Origin of the sequence: Microbacterium sp. NPDC076895, assembly GCF_040687115.1 — a bacterium.
In the GTDB taxonomy this organism is placed as follows: Bacteria; Actinomycetota; Actinomycetes; order Actinomycetales; family Microbacteriaceae; genus Microbacterium.
In genome coordinates this window covers 20,331-39,953 of the sequence record NZ_JBFBMQ010000014.1, presented here as the reverse complement: position 1 = coordinate 39,953, position 19,623 = coordinate 20,331, and the positions used below count along the sequence as shown (strand labels likewise).

Here is a 19,623-nt window from a genome sequence, read left to right as displayed (position 1 = left end):
ACATCGTGAACGACTGGATCCCTGGCACGCCGCCGACTTTGCTTAGCTTGCTCAGCCCCGCGCCGTTGCCGTTCCCGCTGCTGCCGCTGGTCGCCGCCGTGCTTGCTGCCGCCTACCTCGCCGGCGCGATCCGACTGTGGATCGGCCGGCGGCGGTGGCCGGTGTGGCGCACGGTCAGCTTCTTGCTCGGTTGCGTTGCTCTGGCTGCGGTCACCGGTCTGGGTGTGGAGGCATATGGGTACGCACTGTTCTCGGTGTTCATGTTTCAGCAGCTGACCCTCATGATGGCCATCCCCCCGCTGCTGGTGCTCGGATCCCCGGGCACACTCCTGCTTCGAGCCACACCCCACCACGGGCTCGGCCGGCTCATGCTCCGCATAGCACACGCGGGACTGCGCAGCCGCGTCGCGCGGTGGGCACTGAGCCCCTGGGTGGCGCTTCCGCTGTACCTGTTCGCGTTCTACGGGCTGTACCTCGCCGATGCCGCCGACCGCATCCTCCAAGCACCCGGGGGACACGTGGGCCTCGAGGTCGGGTTCCTGGTGGCCGGGATCCTGTTCACCATCCCGGTGCTCTCCGCCGACCCACTGCCGGTGCGACTCAGCCATGGCGGTCGCGCGCTGGACGTGTTCGCCGAGGCCGCCCTGCATGCGTTCTTCGGGGTGTTCCTGATGGTGGCGACCACTCTGCTCGTCGACGCGTTCGCCGCGCCCACGCTGGCGCTGGGCATCGATCCGATCGAGGACCAGCGTCTCGCCGGCGGCCTGGCCTGGTCATACGGAGAAGCGCCGACCCTGCTGATGCTGATCTTCGTCATGCACCGCTGGTTCCGCGATGACACCGCCCGGGATGCCGCTGCCGCCCGCTACGCCGACACCCATGGCGACCCCGAACTCGACGCCTACAACGCCTACCTCGACACGCTTCGTCAAAAGGACAGCAGCTGATGGCCACGACCACTCTCGCCACCGCGTTTCCGCCGGAAACGACCACCGCGCCCCCTCTGGGTCGCACGGCACGGCTGCCATTGTGGGCAGCGATTGCGGTGGCTGGTGCTGGCGGGTTCGTGCTGGATCTGGCCACTCCGGCGATCGGGTGGTGGCCGTTGGCGCTGGTGGCAGTCACGATGTCCCTGGTTAGCCTGATCGGCCGCAGCGCCCTCACCGCATTCCTGGTCGGCACGGTTTTCGGCGTCGTGTTCTTCTTCACCCATCTGGTCTGGGTCGGGCAGTTCCTTGGCCCGGTGCCCTGGGTGGCTCTCGCCAGCCTGCAGGCCGTGCTGTTCGGTGCCGGGGCCATCCCGATCACCCTCGCCTACCGGTGGACGGAGCGGTATCGATCGCGTGGAGCTGTGCAGCTGATCGCCGTGCCGCTGCTGATCGGCGGGCTCTGGGCCACGCGTGAAGTCGTGATGGGGTCGTGGCCCTACGGTGGATTCCCCTGGCTGCGGATTGGTATGACACAGGTCGATGGCCCCCTGGTTCAGGCCGTCTCATGGACCGGAGTGACGGGACTGAGTCTGCTGGTCGTGGCCCTGTGCGCGGGCATTCTGCAATGGGTTCGCGCGGGCGGCATTCGGTTCTTGCGCGGGATCATCCCCGCCGCGATCCTTACACTCGTCCTCGTCGGAACCCCGCAATTTCCCACCACTGACGCTGGGACGCTTCGGGTCGGGTGGGTTCAGGGCAATGGCCCCGCCGGCTACTTCGACACCAAGGCACCCGGCGAAATGCTCGACGTGCAGGCAGCCGCCTCCCGACCGCTGCTCGGACAGCAGATGGACCTGCTGGTGTGGCCGGAAGGCAGCGTGGATGCTGACCCCCTGCGGACACCCACGGTCGCGACTCGGCTGGACCGTGTCGTGGCCGAGGCGGGGGCGCCACTGCTGATGAACGCGGCTACCACCCGCGGTGCGGACGTGTTCAACACGTCGCTGCTGTGGACAGCCGATGTCGATGCCCGCCAGTGGCACGACAAGGTGAACCCGGTTCCGTTCGGCGAATACGTCCCCGACCGTTGGCTGTATGAACGCATCGCCCCGGACCTCGTCGGGCTGATCCAGCGGGAGTACACCCCAGGCAGCAACCCGCCGATCGTCACCGTGAACGACGTCGGTGTCGGGCTGGCGATCTGCTTTGACGTCATCTACGACCAGGTGATCTGGGACGGTGCCCGCGCCGGCGCGGAACTCTACGTGTTCCAGACCAACAACGCCGACTTCCGAGGGACCGACGAGAACCTGCAACAGCTCGCCTTCGCGAGAATGCGCGCCATCGAAACCGGCCGGACTGTGGTCAACGTCTCCACCGTGGGCACCAGCGAAGTCATCGCGCCCGGCGGCGGCACGACCGACAGCGTCGGCGTCGACACCACGGCCGCGGAGATCAGCACGATTCCATTGCGCACCGGGCTCACCGCAGCCGTGTTCATCGGGCCGTGGCTGACCGGGTTGGTCCCCGTCCTCGCGGCCATCACCCTCATCGGGCTCGGGATCCAGGACCGCGTCCGGCCCCTCATCCCGCGTAAGCACGCCGAACCACGGAGGTCGACACCGCTATGAGAGCACCAAGACCCGTCGCGGAGGCCTGGTCCAGCCCGCCAGGTGGAGAACCGTCGAGCGACCAGCCTCGCGCGTTCCCCACACGTCGCAGTCTCCGGCAAGAAGGCTCCCCGTCGCGCACGATCGTGGACCCCACCCCGCGGCCGGCCGTCGCGGCAGCGCCATCGCGCGGTCCCCGGACGATGCATCCGGTGCGGAGACTGACTGCGCTCGCGATTGTCAGCGGACTGATCACGACCGTGGCGTTGCCCGCATACGGCGCCTGGCGGTCTACAGACCCCCTGCCACCGACAATGCAGCGGGTCGCCTCGGAAGACGCGCAGTCTCTCATCGTGGCGTCCGACGCGACGCAGACACAGCTCACGCGCGACAGCTACTCGGCTACGACCCCGGAGGAGATCGACCGGAGGGAGGCGGCGGAGGCCGCCGCGTCTCGTGCTCGCGCTTCGGAGCGCGTGGCGTTGGTGCCGTTCGACTACAGCATGGTCACCCCCGGCAGCGGCATCGTGCGGTGGCCGGTAGGCGGCCCGTTCACCGTGACCGACCGGTTCGGCGACCGCGGCGGTGCGCATATGGGCACCGACATGGCCGCCGCCGGTGGCACCCCGGTCTACGCGTCCCTAGGCGGTGTCGTCAGCGTCTCGCAGGACGGCTATGGCGCCTACGGCGTCACCGTCATGATCGAGTCCGTCCTGAACGGTCAGCGCGTCCGCACCGTCTACCCACATATGCAGACCGGGAGCCGACTGGTCTCTGTCGGCCAGACCGTCACTGCCGGTCAGACGGTCGGACTGGTCGGAACCACGGGACGCTCCACCGGCAACCATCTGCACTTCGAGGTGTACATCGACGAAACCGCCGTCGACTCACTGATCTGGCTGCAAGCGAACGCCGGCTGAGGCCCAAACCCCTGACAAAGAAGGCACCCACATCATGACCGGATCATCTGCGCTCACGCTCGATGGCATCTCACTGTTGCTGGTCTGGACCGCGATCGCCACCTACGTCCTCGCGTTCATCGCGTACACCATCGACCTCGCTCGTCGCTCCGTTCCCGTTGCCGTGCCGCTGAGGGACTCGGCGCTGGTCGGAGCAGCGACGGCACCCGCGGTCACAGATGCCTGGCAGGAACGGCGCCCGGTGACCCCGGAGCCGGCACGTTCTCAACCGAGGCCGCTGTGGGCACGGCTCGGAACGGCGCTGACAATGCTCGGTTTCCTGTTCCACCTGGCCGGCACAGTCCTGCGAGGGATCGCGGCCGGACGGGTGCCGTGGGCCAACATGTACGAGTTCGCGCTCACCGGAACCGTCCTGATCGTCGCGGTGTACCTGCTTGTGTTGCGCCGCTACGACCTCCGCTTCCTCGGCGCGTTCCTCATCGGGATGGTGGTGCTGCTGCTGGGTGGCGCCACCATCACCTTCTACGTCGACGTCGTCCCACTCATGGACCCGCTCAAAAGTGTGTGGCTGGTCATCCACGTCTTCGTCGCATCCCTTGCCACCGCACTGTTCGCGATCGCCTGCGGCCTGTCGGTCACCCAGCTCCTGCAAGCCCGCCGCGAACGCCTCACGGCAGCCGCCCCTGCGGATGGCGCGCCACGCAGCGGACCGCGGTTCCTGACCACGCTGCCGCCCTCGGGAGCGCTCGAGTCCCTCGCGTACCGGTTCGTGATCGTCGGTTTCGTGTTCTGGACTTTCACACTGGTTGCCGGCGCGATCTGGGCCAATGACTCCTGGGGAAGGTACTGGGGGTTCGACACCAAGGAGGTCTGGACCTTCGTGATCTGGGTGCTCTATGCCGGCTACATCCATGCCCGCGCCACACGGGGGTGGCGAGGTGCCCGCTCCGCGTGGCTGTGCATCGTCGGCTTCCTCGCGGTGCTCTTCAACTTCACGGTTGTCAACATGTTCTTCAAAGGACTTCACGCCTACTCCGGCCTGAGCTGACCCCAGGCGCACCGCACGGGTCGAGCGCTCGACCCGCAGGTCACAGGGCGGGCTTGTCCTCGTGGTCGATGCCGTGGTGTTCCTTACCGCGCTCGAAGGCGAGGAGCCGGAGGGCGTTGCCGACCACGATCAGGGTGGATCCCTCGTGGATGAGGACGACGGCGCCGATGTTCAGGCCGACGAAGGTGGCGATGATGAGGAAGACGACGACGGCGAGGCTGGCGATCAGGTTCTGGCGGATGATCCGGCTGGTGGCACGGCTGAGCCGCACGGCGAACGGCACGCGCCCGAGGTCGTCGCTCATCAGGGCGATGTCGCAGGTCTCGAGCGCGACGGTGGAGCCGGCGGCGCCCATCGCGATGCCGATATCGGCGCGCGCCATCGCTGGGGCGTCGTTCACCCCGTCGCCGACCATGGCGATCGGGCGGTGGGACTGGGCGAGGCGGGTGATCTCGGCGACCTTGTCCTCGGGCAGCAGCTCTCCGATGGCCGTGTCGACTCCGACTTCACGCCCGACGGCGTCAGCGACCCGCTGATTGTCGCCCGAGATCATCACGAGCCGCCCGACGTTCGTGCCGCGCAGCGCGGCGAGCACCTGGGCCGACTCCGCGCGGGAGGCGTCCATGACGCCGACGAGACCGAGGAACCGGTCGCCGCGCCGCACGATCATCAGCGTCTGCCCGGAGTCGCGGGCATGTCCGTACGCCGCGTCGAGCGCAGGAGGGAGGGTGATCTGCTGCTCGTCGAACATGCGGAGGTTGCCGACCTCCACCGTCTCACCGTCGATCGTGGCGCGCACACCGCGGCCGATGACCGCGTTCAGATCTGTGGCGTCGACCCGCTCGGATTCGGAGATGCGGTCGGCGAGATCGCGGACGATCGCTGTGGCAAGAGGGTGATCGCTGAGGGCTTCCACCGCGACCAGTGTCGGGATCAGCAGCGCTCCGTCGTCGCCGTCGACCGGGATGACGGAGGTGACGCGGGGAAGGCCCCAGGTGAGCGTGCCGGTCTTGTCGAATGCCATCGCCTTGACCCGGCCGAGGGTCTCCAGGGGCGCGCCTCCCTTGACGAGCACGCCGGCGCGAGCGGCGCGGGCAACCCCCGCGAGTACGGCTGCGGGGGTGGCGATCGCGAGAGCGCAGGGACTTGCGGCGACGAGCACGGTCATGGAGAGATAGAACGCGTCGCTGAACTGCTGCCCGAACCCGAACATCGCCACCAGCAAGGTGGCCGCGACGCCGATGATCACGGCGGGCACGTACCAGCGCTGGAACCGGTCGATGAACTGCTGGGTCGGGGATGTGGCTTGGTCGGCGGTCCGGACGAGCTCGACGACTTTGCTCAGGGTCGAGTCGGCCGCCGTGGCGGTGACCTCGACCTCGAGCACTCCTGATCCGTTGACGGTTCCTGCGAAGACTCGGTTTGCGGCCGGCAGGGTGTCTATGGTGCGCATCGCACGCTCGGGATCGGTGACGGGTTCCTTCTCCACGGGGATGGACTCGCCGGTGACCGCCGACTGGTCGACGGCAGAGACGCCCGAGATCACGAAGCCGTCCGAGGGGATTCGTGAGTTCGGGCGAATCACGATGATGTCCGCGACCGCGATCTGCTCGACCGGCACCTCCACCGGCTCCCCGCCGTCGCGGCGGACCAGCGCCGTGCGAGGAGCGAGCTCCGCGAGGGCCTCGATGGACTTGCTCGCCCGGCTCAGGGCGTACTCTTCCAGGGCGTGTCCCAGGCTGAACAGGAACAGCAGCACCGCTCCCTCGGCCCATTTTCCGATCAGTGCGGCGCCGATCGCGGCCACGAGCATGAGGAAATCGACCTCGAACTTGCCTCGCAACGTCGAGGTGATCGCCGACCGGAAGGTGAAGAACCCGCCGAAGAAGTAGGTGGCGAGGAAGAACGCCAGCGGCATCCCGAGCAAGGGCATCCCCAACGCGAACTCCGTGATCATCCCGGCCGCGTACGTCACGCCGGACGCGATCGCAAACCACAGCTCCCACCGTGTCGAGCCATGCGCATGCTCATGTGCGTCTGTGGAAGGTGCTGCAGTTCGAGAGGTGCCTGTCATGCGTTCACCATACATCACAACATCATGATATGTTGTAAATGTGTATGATTATCGTATTCGGCGGGGGCAGAATGGTGTCCATGACTGATGAGATCCTGCACGAAGCGGATGGCGTGCTGTCAGTTGCGGACGCCGAGCGACTCTCGGAGATCATGCAGGCTCTCGCCTCACCCGTGCGATTGCGTATCCTGAGCGTGCTGCGCGCCCGGCCGAGCACAGTCACCGAGCTCAGCGAAGAACTGGGGTCGGGACAGACCACCGTATCCAACCACCTGCGGCTGCTGCGACACCTCAGCCTCGTGGAGGGAAGCCGGGACGGACGCCACGTGCACTACGTGTTGTACGACGAGCATGTTGCAGAACTTCTGGATGAGGCCGTGGGCCATTTGTCTCACCTCGCCTCCGAATCCAAGCGGGGTTAGCGGGGCGGGTTCAGAATCCGTGCATAGGCAACGGCCGGATTGGCTATCAGTGGCACGACATGGAAAGGAACCCGGTGAGCGCGAGCGGTTCACGTCGATCCGACCGGCGGAAGTGGACATCTGCTGAATACGCCTACGTGGCCTTGGGATTGAACGGCCTTTGTCTGCTGATCTTGTTCTCGAACCTGCTCGCAGGCAACTCCTGGTGGCAGGTCGCAGTTCCGCTTGCCGCGGTGTGTCTCGTTCTCGGTGCCGTGTCAGGGTTCCAGACGAGGCGATTGAGGATGAGAGAGCGTCAGGGACGTGACTGAGACCTAGGAAGGCCTGGCCTCCGGTTGCAGGAGTTCGCCGCCGTGCGAACCGCCGGACCTCCCTTCCAGTGTATCGAATCGATTCGATACACTGGATCATGGTGCCCTCAACGACACCGTCTTCCCATCTTCGACGCACGACTCGAGGGCACGAATGGCGCGCAGCCTGATCACCGGACACCCCTGGCGGGTGATCCTTCTGTTCTCCGTACCGTTGCTGATCGGCAACGTCGTGCAGCAGCTCTACCAGTTTGTGGACGCGATCGTTGTCGGTCGCCAGCTCGGCGTGGATGCGCTCGCGGCAGTTGGCGCGACGGGCAGCCTGCTGTTCCTCTTGCTCGGCTTTGCCTGGGGAATGACGACGGGCTTCGCGATCCCGACGGCGCAGGCCTTCGGCGCGCATGACGCCGCAGGGGTGCGCCGGTCGGTAGCTGTCGGGACGGTGCTCACGGCCGCAGCATCCGTGGTCCTGACCGTTATCGCGCCGCTGGTCGCCGAACCGCTCCTCGTGCTGATGCAGACGCCCCCAGCTCTGATTCCCCAAGCGGCGGTGTTCGCGCAGGTGAGCTTCCTGGGCTCGGGCGCGATCATGTTCTTCAACTACCTCTCGGCGATCATCCGGGCGATCGGCGATTCGCGCACTCCCTTGGTGTTCTTGAGCATCGCTTGTGCGCTCAACGTCGCCTTCGTCATCGTCACGGTCGGACCCCTCCAGTGGGGTGTCGCCGGAGCCGCGGCATCCACCGTCATCGCCCAGGCTCTCTCGGTGATCTGGTGCCTGGACTACGTGCGTCGGCGGGTTCCCGCCCTCCATGTGCACCGCGCCGACTGGCGACTTCGACGCGCGGAGGTGATCGACCACCTGCGGCTCGGTTTGCCGATGGGCTTCCAGGCGTCGATCATCGCGATCGGCACCCTGACGGTGCAGGTGCGGCTGAACGAGCTGGGCACCGCCGAGGTCGCCGCCTACACCGCGGCTTCTCGGGTTGACGGGCTTGCTGTAGCCCTCCTCCAGTCGCTGGGGCTTGCGGTGTCGATGTACGTCGCCCAGAACTTCGGCGCGCGGCGACCCGATCGCATCCTGCGCGGCGTCAGGCAATCCCTGCTGATCTCGACGATCGCCGCTCTCGTGATCGGTCTCGTTCTCGTCGCCTTCGGCAGCCAGATCGTCGAGCTGTTTGTCGGTGGCGGGTCCGAGGATGTCGTCTCGATGGCGGCCGCGATGCTCGTCATCAACGCTTTCAGCTACATCGCACTCGGCATCCTGTTCGTGCTCCGCGGCGCCCTGCAGGGGCTGGGGCATGCCCTGATCCCGACGATCACCGGCGTCGTCGAACTGGTCATGCGCGTGGGCGCAGCGATCGTGCTGGGCGCGATGTTCGGGTTCATCGGCATCGTCTGGAGCAACCCGCTCGCCTGGATCGGTGCCACGCTCGTGCTCGTGCCCGCGTACCTTCACGCACGGCGCGCACTCCTGCGGATGCCGGTCTCGCCGCTCGCACCGACCCCGACCACGCCCATCCCGATCGTCGGACCGACAAACGGATCGCTGGCGGTTGATGCGGTCGTGACTGCTCCTGTCCCGGTCGTCGTCCCCGAGCAGCGTCGGCGGCTGCTCGGGCGTCTTCCCTCGATACGCCCGCGTCGTCGGCGGATGCGTCGTTGACCACCGCTCGAGACTAGCCCCAGGTGCTAAGCGCGGCCGGCGTTCTTGCGCCGCCGGAGCTCGAACAGCTCGCCGATCCGCACGGTGCGCAGCAGCGTCACCAGCCTGCGGAATAGGCGCACCCCTGAAAGTTGTTGCGTCAACTAATTGCCGATGCGGGGTCCCGCGCTGGCATCCACGAGAGGACCATCATGCTCATCGCCTACTGGATCATCGCCGGCCTGCTAGCGCTCATCTATCTGTTCGCCGGAGGGACGAAGCTCATTCGCCCACAGGAAGCACTTGCCTCATCGGGTATGGGCTGGGCCGCAGACTCTCCCGCGGGCGTCGTCAAGCTCATCGGCGCTGTCGAGGTGCTCGGTGCTGTCGGACTGATCCTGCCGCCCATCACCGGAGTCGCGCCGGTCCTGGCGCCGATCGCCGCGATCGGGCTCGTCCTGGTCCAACTCGGCGCGATGATCGTCCACGGGCGTCGAGGCGAGGCCAAGATGATCCCGGCGAACATCGTCTTGGCGGCTCTGGCGGCAGCCGCGGCGATCCTCGGATTCCTGGTGTGGTCATGACCGGCACGCAGCTCGGCTGGCGCCCGAAGGCGCTCCACACCGCGGGAGCCGCGGCCGATGAGACGCGCATGGACACCGTCGAGCTTCTCGTCGGTGACCTTGACGCGCAGACAGCGTTCTATCGCGACGCGATCGGGCTCGATGTGATGAACCAGTCCGGGGCTTCCGCGACCCTCGGCCGCTCTGGTACTCCCGTCGTGACTCTGACGCACACGCCGGATCTGCCGCCGTTCGACCGATCAGGTGCGGGGCTTTACCACACCGCTATCGCGTTCCCCGACCGAGTGAGCCTGTCGGCTGCCGTCATGAAGATGGCGCAGCATCCGTCTCACATCTACCAGGGAGCCACCGACCACACGTTCAGCAATGCCTTCTACTTCCAAGACCCGGAGGGCAACGGCATCGAGCTCTACTGGGACCGTCCCGCTGAGCAGTGGCAGAACATGCCCGCGGGGTGGATGCCGCGCAACACCGCGATCGATCCGAACGCGTTCCTGCGCACACATTTCGACACCGAGCGCCCGGAACCGGAAGACGCCACGGTCGGGCACGTCCACCTGCAGGTGGGGGACATCCCCACGGCGCGCCGCTTCTACGTCGATACCCTCGGGCTCGACATCACGTTCGATCTCGGGAGCGCGCTGTTCGTCTCCGCCGGCGGCTACCACCACCACATCGGGCTGAACACCTGGCACAGCGCGGGTGCCGGGCCGCGTGCAGCATCCCTGGGGCTCGGAGATGTACGCCTGCGGATGCCGGCGCGCGACGACATCCTCTCCTTGGCCGACAGGGCCCGCCATGCTGGCGTCGCGGTGGAGGATGACGGGCATGCCGTCCGCCTGCGCGATCCCTGGGGAACGGTGCTGACTGTCGCGCCGGAGGCACCGGGTGCGTGAGATGCGCTGACGCCCGGCGTCGGGAGCGAGGATAGGTGGACCATGACCTTCCCTGTTCCGCGGATGAGCCCGAGCGAGGCCGAGGCGTGGACCGGCCTGATCCGCGTGTGCATGCTTCTTCCTGCCGAGCTCGACTCGCAGCTCCAACGCGATTCCTCGATGACGCACTTCGAGTTCGCCGTACTGACCTTCGTGCGATGGGCGCCGGAGTCAAGAGCCTCGATGACGGCGATCGCGGAGGCCACGAACTCCACGCTCTCGCGTCTCTCGCACGTGTGCACGCGTCTGCAAAAGCGCGGTCTCGTTGAGAAGAGCGCGTCGGCGTCGGATGCGCGCGTGACCGAGGTGACCCTCACATCCGCGGGCCGCCGCGAGCTCGTGCGTGCAACACCCGGCCACATCGAGACGGTGCGTCGATTGGTGATCGACGTGCTCTCCGACGACGACCTCGCCGCTCTCGCGCGAATCACCCGCATCCTCGGTGAGCGCCTTGACCCGAGCTGCCGGGGTGACGGAGAAATCCCCGGCCAGTAGCGTCGACGCGCTGATAACCGCAGCTCCCAGCGCCTTCCCAGACACAGGAACTGTGATTCAGGTAACGTCGCGCGTAACCAAGGGGAGTACTCCACCACGGTCGGCTCGTCATTACGGACGCTCTCGCGTCCCGGGTCACCGGTTCTCGGCAACGGGGATGGAGAAGACCTTGGCGGATATCTTCATCACGCCAAGGCAGGAGTCCCTTGTGAACGTCACCCTGACGGTCTGGCTCATCACGATCGCGGTCACTATCGCGTTCTTCGTGTACGAGTTCTATGCGCACGTGCGCAAGCCCCACGAGCCGACCCTGGGCGAATCGGCCCGGTGGTCGGCCTTCTACATCGGACTTGCGCTGTTGTTCGGCGTCGGAGTCGGGCTCGTCTCGGGTTGGGACTTCGGCGGCGAGTACTTCGCCGGCTACCTCACCGAGAAGGCCCTCTCTGTCGACAACCTGTTCGTCTTCCTCATCGTCATGACCGGCTTCGCGGTGCCGAAGATCTATCAGCAGAAAGTGCTGATGATCGGTATCGTCATCGCCCTGATCATGCGCGGGATCTTCATCGCGGTGGGCGCCGCGCTCATCGAGAACTTCTCGTGGATCTTCTGGGTCTTCGGCGCACTGCTCCTCTACCTCGCCTACCGCCAAGCGTTCACCCACGGCGAGTCCGACCCAGCCAACGGCCGGTTCATGCGCTTCATGCGACGCATCCTGCCCGTCAGCAACGAGTACAACGGCGACAAGCTGACGGTGAAGAAAGACGGACGACGCTTCGTCACCCCGATGCTGCTCGTCATCATCGCCATCGGGTTCGTCGACCTCATCTTCGCCGTCGACTCGATTCCCGCGATCTATGGGCTCACGCAAGAGGCCTACATCGTCTTCACCGCCAACGCCTTTGCGCTGATGGGTCTGCGCCAGCTCTACTTCCTCATCGGCGGTCTGCTCGAGCGTCTGGTCTACCTCGCCCAGGGGCTCGCGGTCATCCTGGCCTTCATCGGCGTCAAGCTCCTCATTCACGCGCTGCACAAGAACGAGTTGCCGTTCCTGGGCGGCGGTGAGCCGATCACGGTGATCCCGGAGATCCCGATCTGGGTGTCGCTCCTGTTCATCGCGGGCACGATCGCCGTCGCCACGGCGCTGAGTCTCGCGAAGACCCGCAAGGACGCCAGAGCCGCCATCGCCGGCGAGACGGATGCCGACAGTGACGCATCCGTCGAAAGCCGCTGATGGGCGACCTGTGTTGGAACATCGCGCTGATAGTCGATCGGCTCTATGGGGCCGTTCGCGGTGACGATCACGAAGCCGTTGACGACGGATGCGTGATGCGTGATGCTTGATGCATGCGCACGACTCTCACGATCGATGACGACGTTCTCGCCGCGGCGAAGCAGTTCGCCGATGCCCGGGGAATCACCCTCGGAGAGGCGGTTTCGCAGCTAGCGCGTGCCACTCTGACTGAGCGCAGGCGCTTCGACAAGCGCAACGGCATCGTTCTGCTGCCGACCACGCCTGCGGCCGGTCGCGCTACCCTTGACGATGTCAACGCACTGCGAGACGACAACCAGTGACGCGCCACCTGCTGGATGTCAACGCGATCATCGCTCTGATCGACCCGTTGCACGTCCATCACGAACGTGCGCACGCCTGGTTCGCCGCGCGAGTGGAGCGGGACAGGGCCGATGCCTGGCACACGTGCCCGATCGTGCAGAACGGCGTCGTGCGGGTGGTCAGTCACCCGAAGTATCCGAATACTCAGCCGGTTCCTGTCGTCCTCGCGAGTCTCGCGAGCCTGACCGCGAGAGACGACCACGTCTTCCTCGCTGATTCGGTGAGCCTGCTCGACACGTCGATTCATACCGAGCGACTGCTCGCCAGCTCACAGGTCACGGACACCTACCTGCTGCACCTGGCCGCATCGCACGACGCTCTCCTGGCAACCTTCGACACCCGCCTCGTGACAGCAGCTGTGCCGGGCGGCAAGGCAGTGCTGTTCCCGATACCCTGACTCCCGTCATCCGCATCGATGCGCTGACACTGTCTTGAGAGGTTCGCCCATGTCGTCATCCGCCCCTACCCTCGTTCTGGTTCACGGTGCCTGGGGAGGCGGCTGGGTCTGGCGCCGCGTGCTGACGCCGCTGCGCGAGGCCGGATTCGAGGTGCACACCGTGACCCTGACCGGCGACGGTGAGCGGGCTCACCTGCGCCGACCCGACATCGATCTGCACACGCACATCGCGGACGTCATCGGCCTGGTCGAGATGGAAGAGCTCGGGAACGTCGTGCTGGTCGGGCACAGCTACGGCGGCATGGTCGTCACGGGCGCCGCCGTCGAACTCCAGCAGCGGCATCCGGGGGTGCTCTCGGGCCTGGTCTACGTCGATGCGATGTTCCCGAAGCCGGGCGACGGATGGGGTGTCTCGCATTCGCCCGAGGTTGCTGCCGCGCGCCTGGCTGCCGCCGCCGAGAACGACAACGCCCTGCCGGCGCCCAACGCCGAATCAGGCTTCGACCTCACTCCCGAGGATGCCGCGTGGCTGAACCGCCGGCACGTGCCGCATCCGTTCGGGATGTACCGGCAGCCGCTCGACTACGACGCAGCCTTGCTCGAGGCGGTCCCACGCCTGTTCATTGACTGCACGGATCCCGCCTATCCGACGATCGAGCCGGTGCGGCGCCTCGTGCGCGAAGAGCCCGGATGGCAGGTCGTCGAAATCGCGACGGGGCACTTCCCGATGGTCACGACGCCGACCGAACTTGTCGCGCACGTGCGCGGGTTCGCCGAGTCCTTGCCCGCCTGAGCGGCAGTCCCGGCCCTCCTGAGCGGAAGCCGCGGTGGCGGAGCACAATAGGACCATGACCGACTCACTGCCGAGCCTCGACACCCCGTGGACGCGGCTCGACGCGGCATCCGTTGCTGACCTGCTCGCCGACACCGATGCGCGCTGGTGGCTCTCGGGTGGGAGCGCCTACGACCAGTGGCGTGGCGAGCCCCTGCGCGAGCGCGACCGCACCACGATCAGCACCGTCTACACCCAGCTCGACGACCTCGTGGGTTCGCTCCCCGAGGGGATGAGCTGCTGGGCGCGGATCGGTGACGACCTCGTCCGGTGGTCCGACCTGCCCGACGGTGCCGACATTCCGTCGGCTTGGATCTTCGACGAGGCGATGGATGCCTGGGTGCTGCAGATCAACCTCGAGGACGGCACCGCCGACCGCTGGGTCTACCGGCGCGATCCTCGCCTGCAGCTCCCGTGGGAGAAGGCAGTCCTCGAGATCGATGACATTCCGACCGGCGCGCCTGAGGTGCAGCTGGTCTGGAAGGCGCTGCGGCCCTACCCCGACGACGAAGCCGACAAGGACGTGATCCTCCCTGAGCTTCCCGAGGAGGCGCGGACGTGGTGGGAGAAGGCGATCCTGTCGATCCATCCGCACTCGACGTGGTCGATCCACGTCCGCAGTCCCTTCGCCCCGGCCAAGGCGAGCTGGAACCGCACCCGCCGCAGCTAGATCTCGGTGCCGGGCTCGACGACCGCGCCGTGGACGAGACGGCGGAACCAGCGCTGCGCCGGCGTGAGGCTCGACTCACGCCGGGTAAAGATCGCCACCGGCGTGCTCTGGCCCGGCCAGGGCAGGTCCGCGATGCGGAGCGCCGGGAACCAGCCGCAGAAGACCTCGGCAACGTGGCGCGGGAGGAACGTGACGAGGTCAGTGTCTTGCAGCACCGCAGGGAGCGTGCCGTACTCCTCGACAGTCAGTGCGACCTGCGGCATGAGTCCGTGTTCGAGAAGCAGCTGCAAGGGGTAGGTGTGCCCGCCCCGGGATGACACGCGCACGAACCCGCGGCCGTCGAACATGTCGGGACCTGGCGGGGGCAACGGATGCCGCCGCGACGTGAGCGCCACGTACTCCACAGCGCGAACCGGCGTGCGCCAGAGGCGTGCGGCATCCATCAGCGCCACGGTGATGGCGAGATCAAGGTGTCCGCGCACCAGCTCTTCCTCCACCTCGTCGGCGTCCAGCCGCTTCACCGCCAGGCGCGCAGTCGATCGCTCGCGAGCCAGTGCCGCCATGATCGGAGGCAAGAACGTTTGCTCGCCGATCGAGGTCAGCCCGAGGGAGAGCTCTCCCGTGAATGCTGATGGATCGAAGGATGCCGTCTCGCTCACCGTCGACTCGATCTGCGCGAGCGCTTCGTGCAACGGCCCGAACAGCTGGGTCGCGCGGGTCGTCGGCACCATGACGTGCCCTTCGCGCCGGAACAGATCGTCGCCGAAGCGCTCTCTCAGACGCGCGAGTGTATAGCTCACCGTGGGCTGCGTGACATGCAGGAACTCCGCGGTCGCCGTGAGGCTGCGCAGTTCGTAGAGCACCACAAAAGTGCGCAGTTGATTCAAATCCGGGATGGTCATGCATCGACTCCGTCTATGGAGAGGGACTCCGGAATCTATTGGACCACACTGAAGCCTCGACTTACCCTCGAAACAAGCATCCGCTCGCGACAGCGCCACTCCAGTGACTGCGCCAATCCAGTGACAAGGACGACACTCGGTGATCATCGACATCCACGGCCACTACACGACCGCCCCCTCGCAGCTGGGCGCGTGGCGTGACCTGCAGATCGCCTTCGCGAACGGTCAGGGCGAGGCTCCCGACCCCGCAGCGTTGCACATCAGCGACGACGACATCCGCGAGACGATCGAGGCCAACCAGCTGAAGCTCATGAACGAGCGCGGCTCCGACCTCACGATCTTCAGCCCGCGGGCATCCTTCATGGCCCACCACATCGGCGACCTCGCGGTCAGCCAGACCTGGGCCCGTATCTGCAACGACCTCGTTGCGCGGGTCAGCGAACTGTTCCCCGACCGGTTCATCATGGGCGCGATGCTCCCCCAGTCGCCGGGCGAAGATCCCGCCACCTCTCTGCCGGAGCTCGTGCGCGCCGTCGAAGAGCTCGGAGCTGTCGAGATCAACCTCAACCCCGACCCCTCCGGTGGGCTGTGGACCGCCCCGGCGCTCACCGACCGCTCGTGGTACCCCATCTACGAGAAGCTCGTCGAGTACGAGATCCCCGCGATGATCCACGTGAGCACCTCGTGCAAGCCGCAGTTCCACACCACCGGCGACCACTACCTCGGCGCCGACACCACGGCCTTCATGCAGTTGCTCAAGGGTGACCTTTTCCGCGACTTCCCTGACCTGAAGTTCGTCATCCCCCACGGCGGCGGTGCCGTTCCCTATCACTGGGGCCGTTTCCGGGGCCTGGCGATGGCGCTCGGCAAGCCCGAGCTCGAAGACCACCTGCTGAACAACGTGTTCTTCGACACCTGCGTCTACCACCAGCCTGGCATCAACCTCCTGACCGAGGTCATCCCGACCGAGAACATCCTGTTCGCCAGCGAAATGATCGGCGCCGTGCGAGACATCGACCCGCGCACCGGTCACTACTTCGACGACACCAAGCGCTACGTCGACGCGACCCCGAACCTGACGGATGCCGAACGAGAACTCGTCTTCGAGGGCAACGCCCGCCGGGTGTACCCGCGGCTGGACCGGGCGCTGACGGCCCAAGGTAAGTGAGAGGACCATCATGCGACTGAACAACCTCGGCATCGTCCGCACGAAGATCGACCGGCCCGACCCGGCAGATGTCGCACGCCTCTCGCAGTTCGGCGTGGCGACGATCCACGAGGCGATGGGTCGCGTCGGACTGCTGCGTCCCTACATCCGTCCCGCCTACACCGGCGCGAAGCTCTGCGGGCCGGCGGTGACCGTGCTGCTGCAGCCGGGCGACAACTGGATGTTCCACGTTGCTGCCGAGCAGGTGCAGGAGGGTGACGTGATCGTCGCCGGGTGCACCACCGAGTCCGAAGACGGCTTCTTCGGCGAACTGCTCGCCACTTCGCTGACGGCCCGCGGATGCAAGGGACTGGTCATCGACGGGGGCGTGCGCGATGTCGCCGACCTCGAGAAGATGAACTTCCCCGTCTTCTCCCGCGCGATCAACTCGAAGGGCACGGTCAAGGCGACCCTCGGCTCCGTCAACGTCGATGTCGTCGTCGCGAACGCGCTGGTTCACCCCGGCGATGTCGTCGTCGCGGATGTCGACGGTGTCGTGGTCGTACCGCGCGAGCTCGTCGGCGCTGTGGCTGACGCAAGCCAGAAGCGCGAAGACAACGAAGAGGCCAAGCGCCAGAAGTTCCGCGAGGGCGTACTGGGCCTCGACATCTACGGCATGCGCGAGCCGCTTGCCGCCGCCGGCCTCGAGTACGTGGAGGACTGACGATGGCTCACGGCGACACGAGTGGGGGGTTCGAGAAGACCCCCGGCTGGCTGGACTGGTACGACGGTCCTTCCACGCCCAGCTTCCAGGTACCGGCCGGTGCGGTCGACGCGCACTGCCACGTGTTCGGTCCCGGAGAGCAGTTCCCGTACGCCCCCGAGCGCAAGTACACGCCGTGCGACGCCTCAGCCGACCAGCTCTTCGCCCTGCGCGACCAGCTCGGCTTCGACCGGAACGTCATCGTGCAAGCCACCTGCCACGGAGCCGACAACCGAGCCCTCGTCGATGCGCTTGAGCGCAGTGCGGGACGCGCTCGGGGCGTGGCCACCGTGCGCCGCGATGTCACCGCCGTGCAGCTCGCCGAGCTGCACGAGGCGGGGGTCCGCGGGGTGCGCTTCAACTTCGTCAAGCGACTGGTCGATCGTGTGCCGACCGACTCGCTGGACGAGATCGTCGCGAAGATCGCCCCCCTGGGCTGGCACGTGGTGATCTACTTCGAGGCCGAGGACCTTCCTGACCTCTACGACTTCTTCTCCGCCATCCCCACCGACGTCGTCGTGGACCACATGGGCCGCCCCGACGTCAGCAAGGATCCGGACGGTCCCGAGTTCGGACTGTTCCTGCGCTTCATGCGCGAGAACCCGAACGTGTGGACGAAGGTGTCGTGCCCCGAGCGCCTGAGCATCACCGGGCCCCGGGCTCTCGACGGTGAACAGCACGCCTACACCGATGTCGTGCCGTTTGCCCGACGCGTGGTCGAGGAGTTCCCCGACCGCGTGCTGTGGGGAACCGATTGGCCCCACCCCAACCTCAAGGACCACATGCCCGATGACGGGTTGCTGGTCGACTACATCCCTCAGATCGCCACGACCCCCGAACTGCAGCACAAGCTGCTGGTCGAGAACCCGCGGCGACTGTACTGGCCAGAAGGAGACTGACCATGGCACTGGACAAGCCGTACAAGAACGTCCCCGGCACGATCATTTTCGACGCCGAGCAAGCCCGTAAGGGCTACCAGATCAACCAGCTCTGCATGTCGTTCATGAAGCCGGAGAACCGCGAGCGGTACCTCGCCGACCGTGAGGCCTACCTCGACGAATGGCAGCTGACCCCCAAGGCGCGGCAGGCGATCCTCGACCTCGACCTGAACTCCGCCATGGAAGAGGGTGGCAACATCTACTTCCTCGCCAAGCTCGGAGCCACCCACGGTCTGAGCTTCCAGCAGATGGCCGGTTCGATGACCGGCATGAGCGAGGCCGCATACCGCGACATGATGATCTCGGGTGGCCGCCGCCCCGAGGGCAACCGCATGAAGGACCTCGACGGCTGGACGCCGCCGCAGCCCGGCGAGAAGGCCGAGACGATGCGGCCGGATGCTCCCGCCAAGCTGACCTCGGCGCTGTACACCTCGCACGTGCCGGCAATCGGCGCGGCGATGGACCTCGGCAAGACCGAAGAGCCGTACTGGAAGAAGGTCTTCGACGGCTACACCTGGACGCGGAAGTGGGCCAAGGAGAACACCCCGGATGTCGTCATCCTGGTCTACAACGACCACGCGACGGCTTTCGACTCATCCCTGATTCCGACCTTCGTGCTCGGTACCGGCGCTGAGTACGCGGTTGCCGACGAGGGCTACGGCCCGCGCCCGGTGCCGGACGTGAAGGGGTACCCCGAGTTCGCTGCGCACCTGGCACAGTCGGTCATCCAGGATGACTTCGACCTGACTCTCGTGAACGAGATGGTCGTCGACCACGGGCTCACGGTGCCGCTCTCGCTCGTGTACGGCCAGGTCGAGGAGTGGCCGGTCAAGGTCATCCCGCTCGCGGTCAACGTCGTGCAGTACCCGGTGCCCTCGGGGCGTCGCTGCTACGAGCTCGGCAAGGCGCTGCGCCGCGCCATCGACAAGTGGGACGGCCCCGAGCTGAATGTGCAGATCTGGGGCACGGGCGGCATGAGCCACCAGCTGCAGGGCCCCCGCGCGGGCCTCATCAACCAGGAATGGGACAACGCGTTCCTCGACATGTTGATCTCCGACCCGCTGGGCCTGACCGAGTGGCCGCACATCGACTACGTCGATGAAGCCGGTTCGGAAGGTATCGAGCTGGTCATGTGGCTCATCGCCCGCGGCGCGATGGACGACCAGTTCGGTGGCGGCGCTCCCGAGGTGAACCACCGGTTCTACCACGTGCCCGCCTCCAACACGGCGGTCGGTCACCTCGTGATCACGAACCCCGTCGCAGCCTCCACCGCGGCCGCCGATGTCGAGGAAGAGAAGGTTCCCGTCGGCGCAACGGCCTGACAGGCTGACACTAGACCCGCTCCGTGGGGATCGATCGCGCGATCCCCACGGAGCGCACCACGTTCGA

General features: G+C 66.5%; 20 protein-coding genes. 18 read left to right on the top strand and 2 right to left on the bottom strand.

The annotated features are described in order from the left end of the window. Positions 1-5: 5 nt before the first annotated feature. The 4 genes from AB0O89_RS12075 to ccsB all read left to right on the top strand — a co-directional run bounded on the left by AB0O89_RS12075 (position 6) and on the right by ccsB (position 4,507). Positions 6-947, top strand: a complete 942-nt coding sequence (locus AB0O89_RS12075; protein WP_228179426.1) for a cytochrome c oxidase assembly protein — start codon at positions 6-8, stop codon at positions 945-947. Continuing rightward, the gene (lnt, locus tag AB0O89_RS12070; protein WP_363497871.1) at positions 947-2,560 is read left to right on the top strand and encodes an apolipoprotein N-acyltransferase; all 1,614 of its coding nucleotides are present in this window, start codon (positions 947-949) and stop codon (positions 2,558-2,560) included. The genes AB0O89_RS12075 and lnt overlap by 1 nt, the downstream gene beginning before the upstream one ends. Positions 2,561-2,751: 191 nt before the next feature. Beyond that, on the top strand, positions 2,752-3,459 hold the full coding sequence (locus AB0O89_RS12065; protein WP_228179424.1) for a M23 family metallopeptidase: 708 nt from the start codon (positions 2,752-2,754) through the stop codon (positions 3,457-3,459). Positions 3,460-3,493: 34 nt separating this feature from the next. Then, on the top strand, positions 3,494-4,507 hold the full coding sequence (gene ccsB / locus AB0O89_RS12060; RefSeq protein WP_363497867.1) for a c-type cytochrome biogenesis protein CcsB: 1,014 nt from the start codon (positions 3,494-3,496) through the stop codon (positions 4,505-4,507). A 40-nt stretch (positions 4,508-4,547) separates the two neighbouring features. On the opposite strand, the gene AB0O89_RS12055 is transcribed toward ccsB, so the two are convergent. After that, the gene (locus AB0O89_RS12055; protein ID WP_363497864.1) at positions 4,548-6,581 is read right to left on the bottom strand and encodes a heavy metal translocating P-type ATPase; all 2,034 of its coding nucleotides are present in this window, start codon (positions 6,579-6,581) and stop codon (positions 4,548-4,550) included. An 80-nt stretch (positions 6,582-6,661) separates the two neighbouring features. Here AB0O89_RS12055 and AB0O89_RS12050 point away from each other — a divergent pair, with 80 nt between their 5' ends. From AB0O89_RS12050 to AB0O89_RS12005, 10 genes are all read left to right on the top strand, one after another. Beyond that, complete coding sequence (locus AB0O89_RS12050) at positions 6,662-7,003, top strand: metalloregulator ArsR/SmtB family transcription factor (RefSeq protein WP_228179421.1); 342 nt, start codon at positions 6,662-6,664, stop codon at positions 7,001-7,003. A 465-nt stretch (positions 7,004-7,468) separates the two neighbouring features. Next, the gene (locus AB0O89_RS12045; protein WP_363497861.1) at positions 7,469-8,980 is read left to right on the top strand and encodes an MATE family efflux transporter; all 1,512 of its coding nucleotides are present in this window, start codon (positions 7,469-7,471) and stop codon (positions 8,978-8,980) included. 191 nt (positions 8,981-9,171) lie between these two features. After that, the gene (locus tag AB0O89_RS12040; RefSeq protein WP_363497858.1) at positions 9,172-9,543 is read left to right on the top strand and encodes a DoxX family protein; all 372 of its coding nucleotides are present in this window, start codon (positions 9,172-9,174) and stop codon (positions 9,541-9,543) included. Beyond that, the gene (locus tag AB0O89_RS12035; RefSeq protein ID WP_363497855.1) at positions 9,540-10,439 is read left to right on the top strand and encodes a VOC family protein; all 900 of its coding nucleotides are present in this window, start codon (positions 9,540-9,542) and stop codon (positions 10,437-10,439) included. Before AB0O89_RS12040 ends, AB0O89_RS12035 begins: the two co-directional genes overlap by 4 nt. Before the next feature lie 42 nt (positions 10,440-10,481). Further along, a complete protein-coding gene (locus AB0O89_RS12030; RefSeq protein WP_363497852.1) occupies positions 10,482-10,973 on the top strand; it encodes a MarR family winged helix-turn-helix transcriptional regulator in 492 nt (163 codons plus the stop codon). 208 nt (positions 10,974-11,181) lie between these two features. Further along, positions 11,182-12,204 (top strand): TerC family protein, encoded by a 1,023-nt coding sequence (locus AB0O89_RS12025; protein WP_363497992.1) that lies wholly within the window; start codon positions 11,182-11,184, stop codon positions 12,202-12,204. Positions 12,205-12,317: 113 nt separating this feature from the next. Further along, on the top strand, positions 12,318-12,545 hold the full coding sequence (locus AB0O89_RS12020) for a hypothetical protein (protein WP_228179416.1): 228 nt from the start codon (positions 12,318-12,320) through the stop codon (positions 12,543-12,545). Beyond that, positions 12,542-12,982 (top strand): TA system VapC family ribonuclease toxin, encoded by a 441-nt coding sequence (locus tag AB0O89_RS12015; RefSeq protein WP_363497849.1) that lies wholly within the window; start codon positions 12,542-12,544, stop codon positions 12,980-12,982. Before AB0O89_RS12020 ends, AB0O89_RS12015 begins: the two co-directional genes overlap by 4 nt. A 49-nt stretch (positions 12,983-13,031) precedes the next feature. Further along, a complete protein-coding gene (locus AB0O89_RS12010; RefSeq protein ID WP_363497846.1) occupies positions 13,032-13,775 on the top strand; it encodes an alpha/beta hydrolase in 744 nt (247 codons plus the stop codon). A gap of 55 nt (positions 13,776-13,830) precedes the next feature. After that, entirely contained in the window at positions 13,831-14,484 is a 654-nt protein-coding gene (locus AB0O89_RS12005) for a hypothetical protein (RefSeq protein ID WP_363497843.1), read from the top strand. Here AB0O89_RS12005 and AB0O89_RS12000 read toward each other — a convergent pair. Beyond that, on the bottom strand, positions 14,481-15,386 hold the full coding sequence (locus AB0O89_RS12000) for a LysR family transcriptional regulator (protein ID WP_292708715.1): 906 nt from the start codon (positions 15,384-15,386) through the stop codon (positions 14,481-14,483). The two genes, AB0O89_RS12005 and AB0O89_RS12000, sit on opposite strands and share 4 nt — an antisense overlap. Before the next feature lie 139 nt (positions 15,387-15,525). Here AB0O89_RS12000 and AB0O89_RS11995 point away from each other — a divergent pair, with 139 nt between their 5' ends. From AB0O89_RS11995 to AB0O89_RS11980, 4 genes are read left to right on the top strand one after another with little or no spacing between them, the layout of a single operon-like run. Beyond that, on the top strand, positions 15,526-16,554 hold the full coding sequence (locus AB0O89_RS11995) for an amidohydrolase family protein (RefSeq protein ID WP_331792402.1): 1,029 nt from the start codon (positions 15,526-15,528) through the stop codon (positions 16,552-16,554). Between the two features lie 10 nt (positions 16,555-16,564). Next, positions 16,565-17,257 (top strand): 4-carboxy-4-hydroxy-2-oxoadipate aldolase/oxaloacetate decarboxylase, encoded by a 693-nt coding sequence (gene ligK, locus AB0O89_RS11990; RefSeq protein ID WP_292708719.1) that lies wholly within the window; start codon positions 16,565-16,567, stop codon positions 17,255-17,257. A 2-nt stretch (positions 17,258-17,259) separates the two neighbouring features. Beyond that, a complete protein-coding gene (locus tag AB0O89_RS11985; protein ID WP_363497838.1) occupies positions 17,260-18,195 on the top strand; it encodes an amidohydrolase family protein in 936 nt (311 codons plus the stop codon). A 2-nt stretch (positions 18,196-18,197) separates the two neighbouring features. Then, positions 18,198-19,556: a protocatechuate 4,5-dioxygenase subunit alpha/beta gene (locus AB0O89_RS11980; RefSeq protein ID WP_341578196.1), complete on the top strand. Its 1,359-nt coding sequence runs from the start codon at positions 18,198-18,200 to the stop codon at positions 19,554-19,556. The last annotated feature ends 67 nt before the right edge of the window (positions 19,557-19,623 follow it).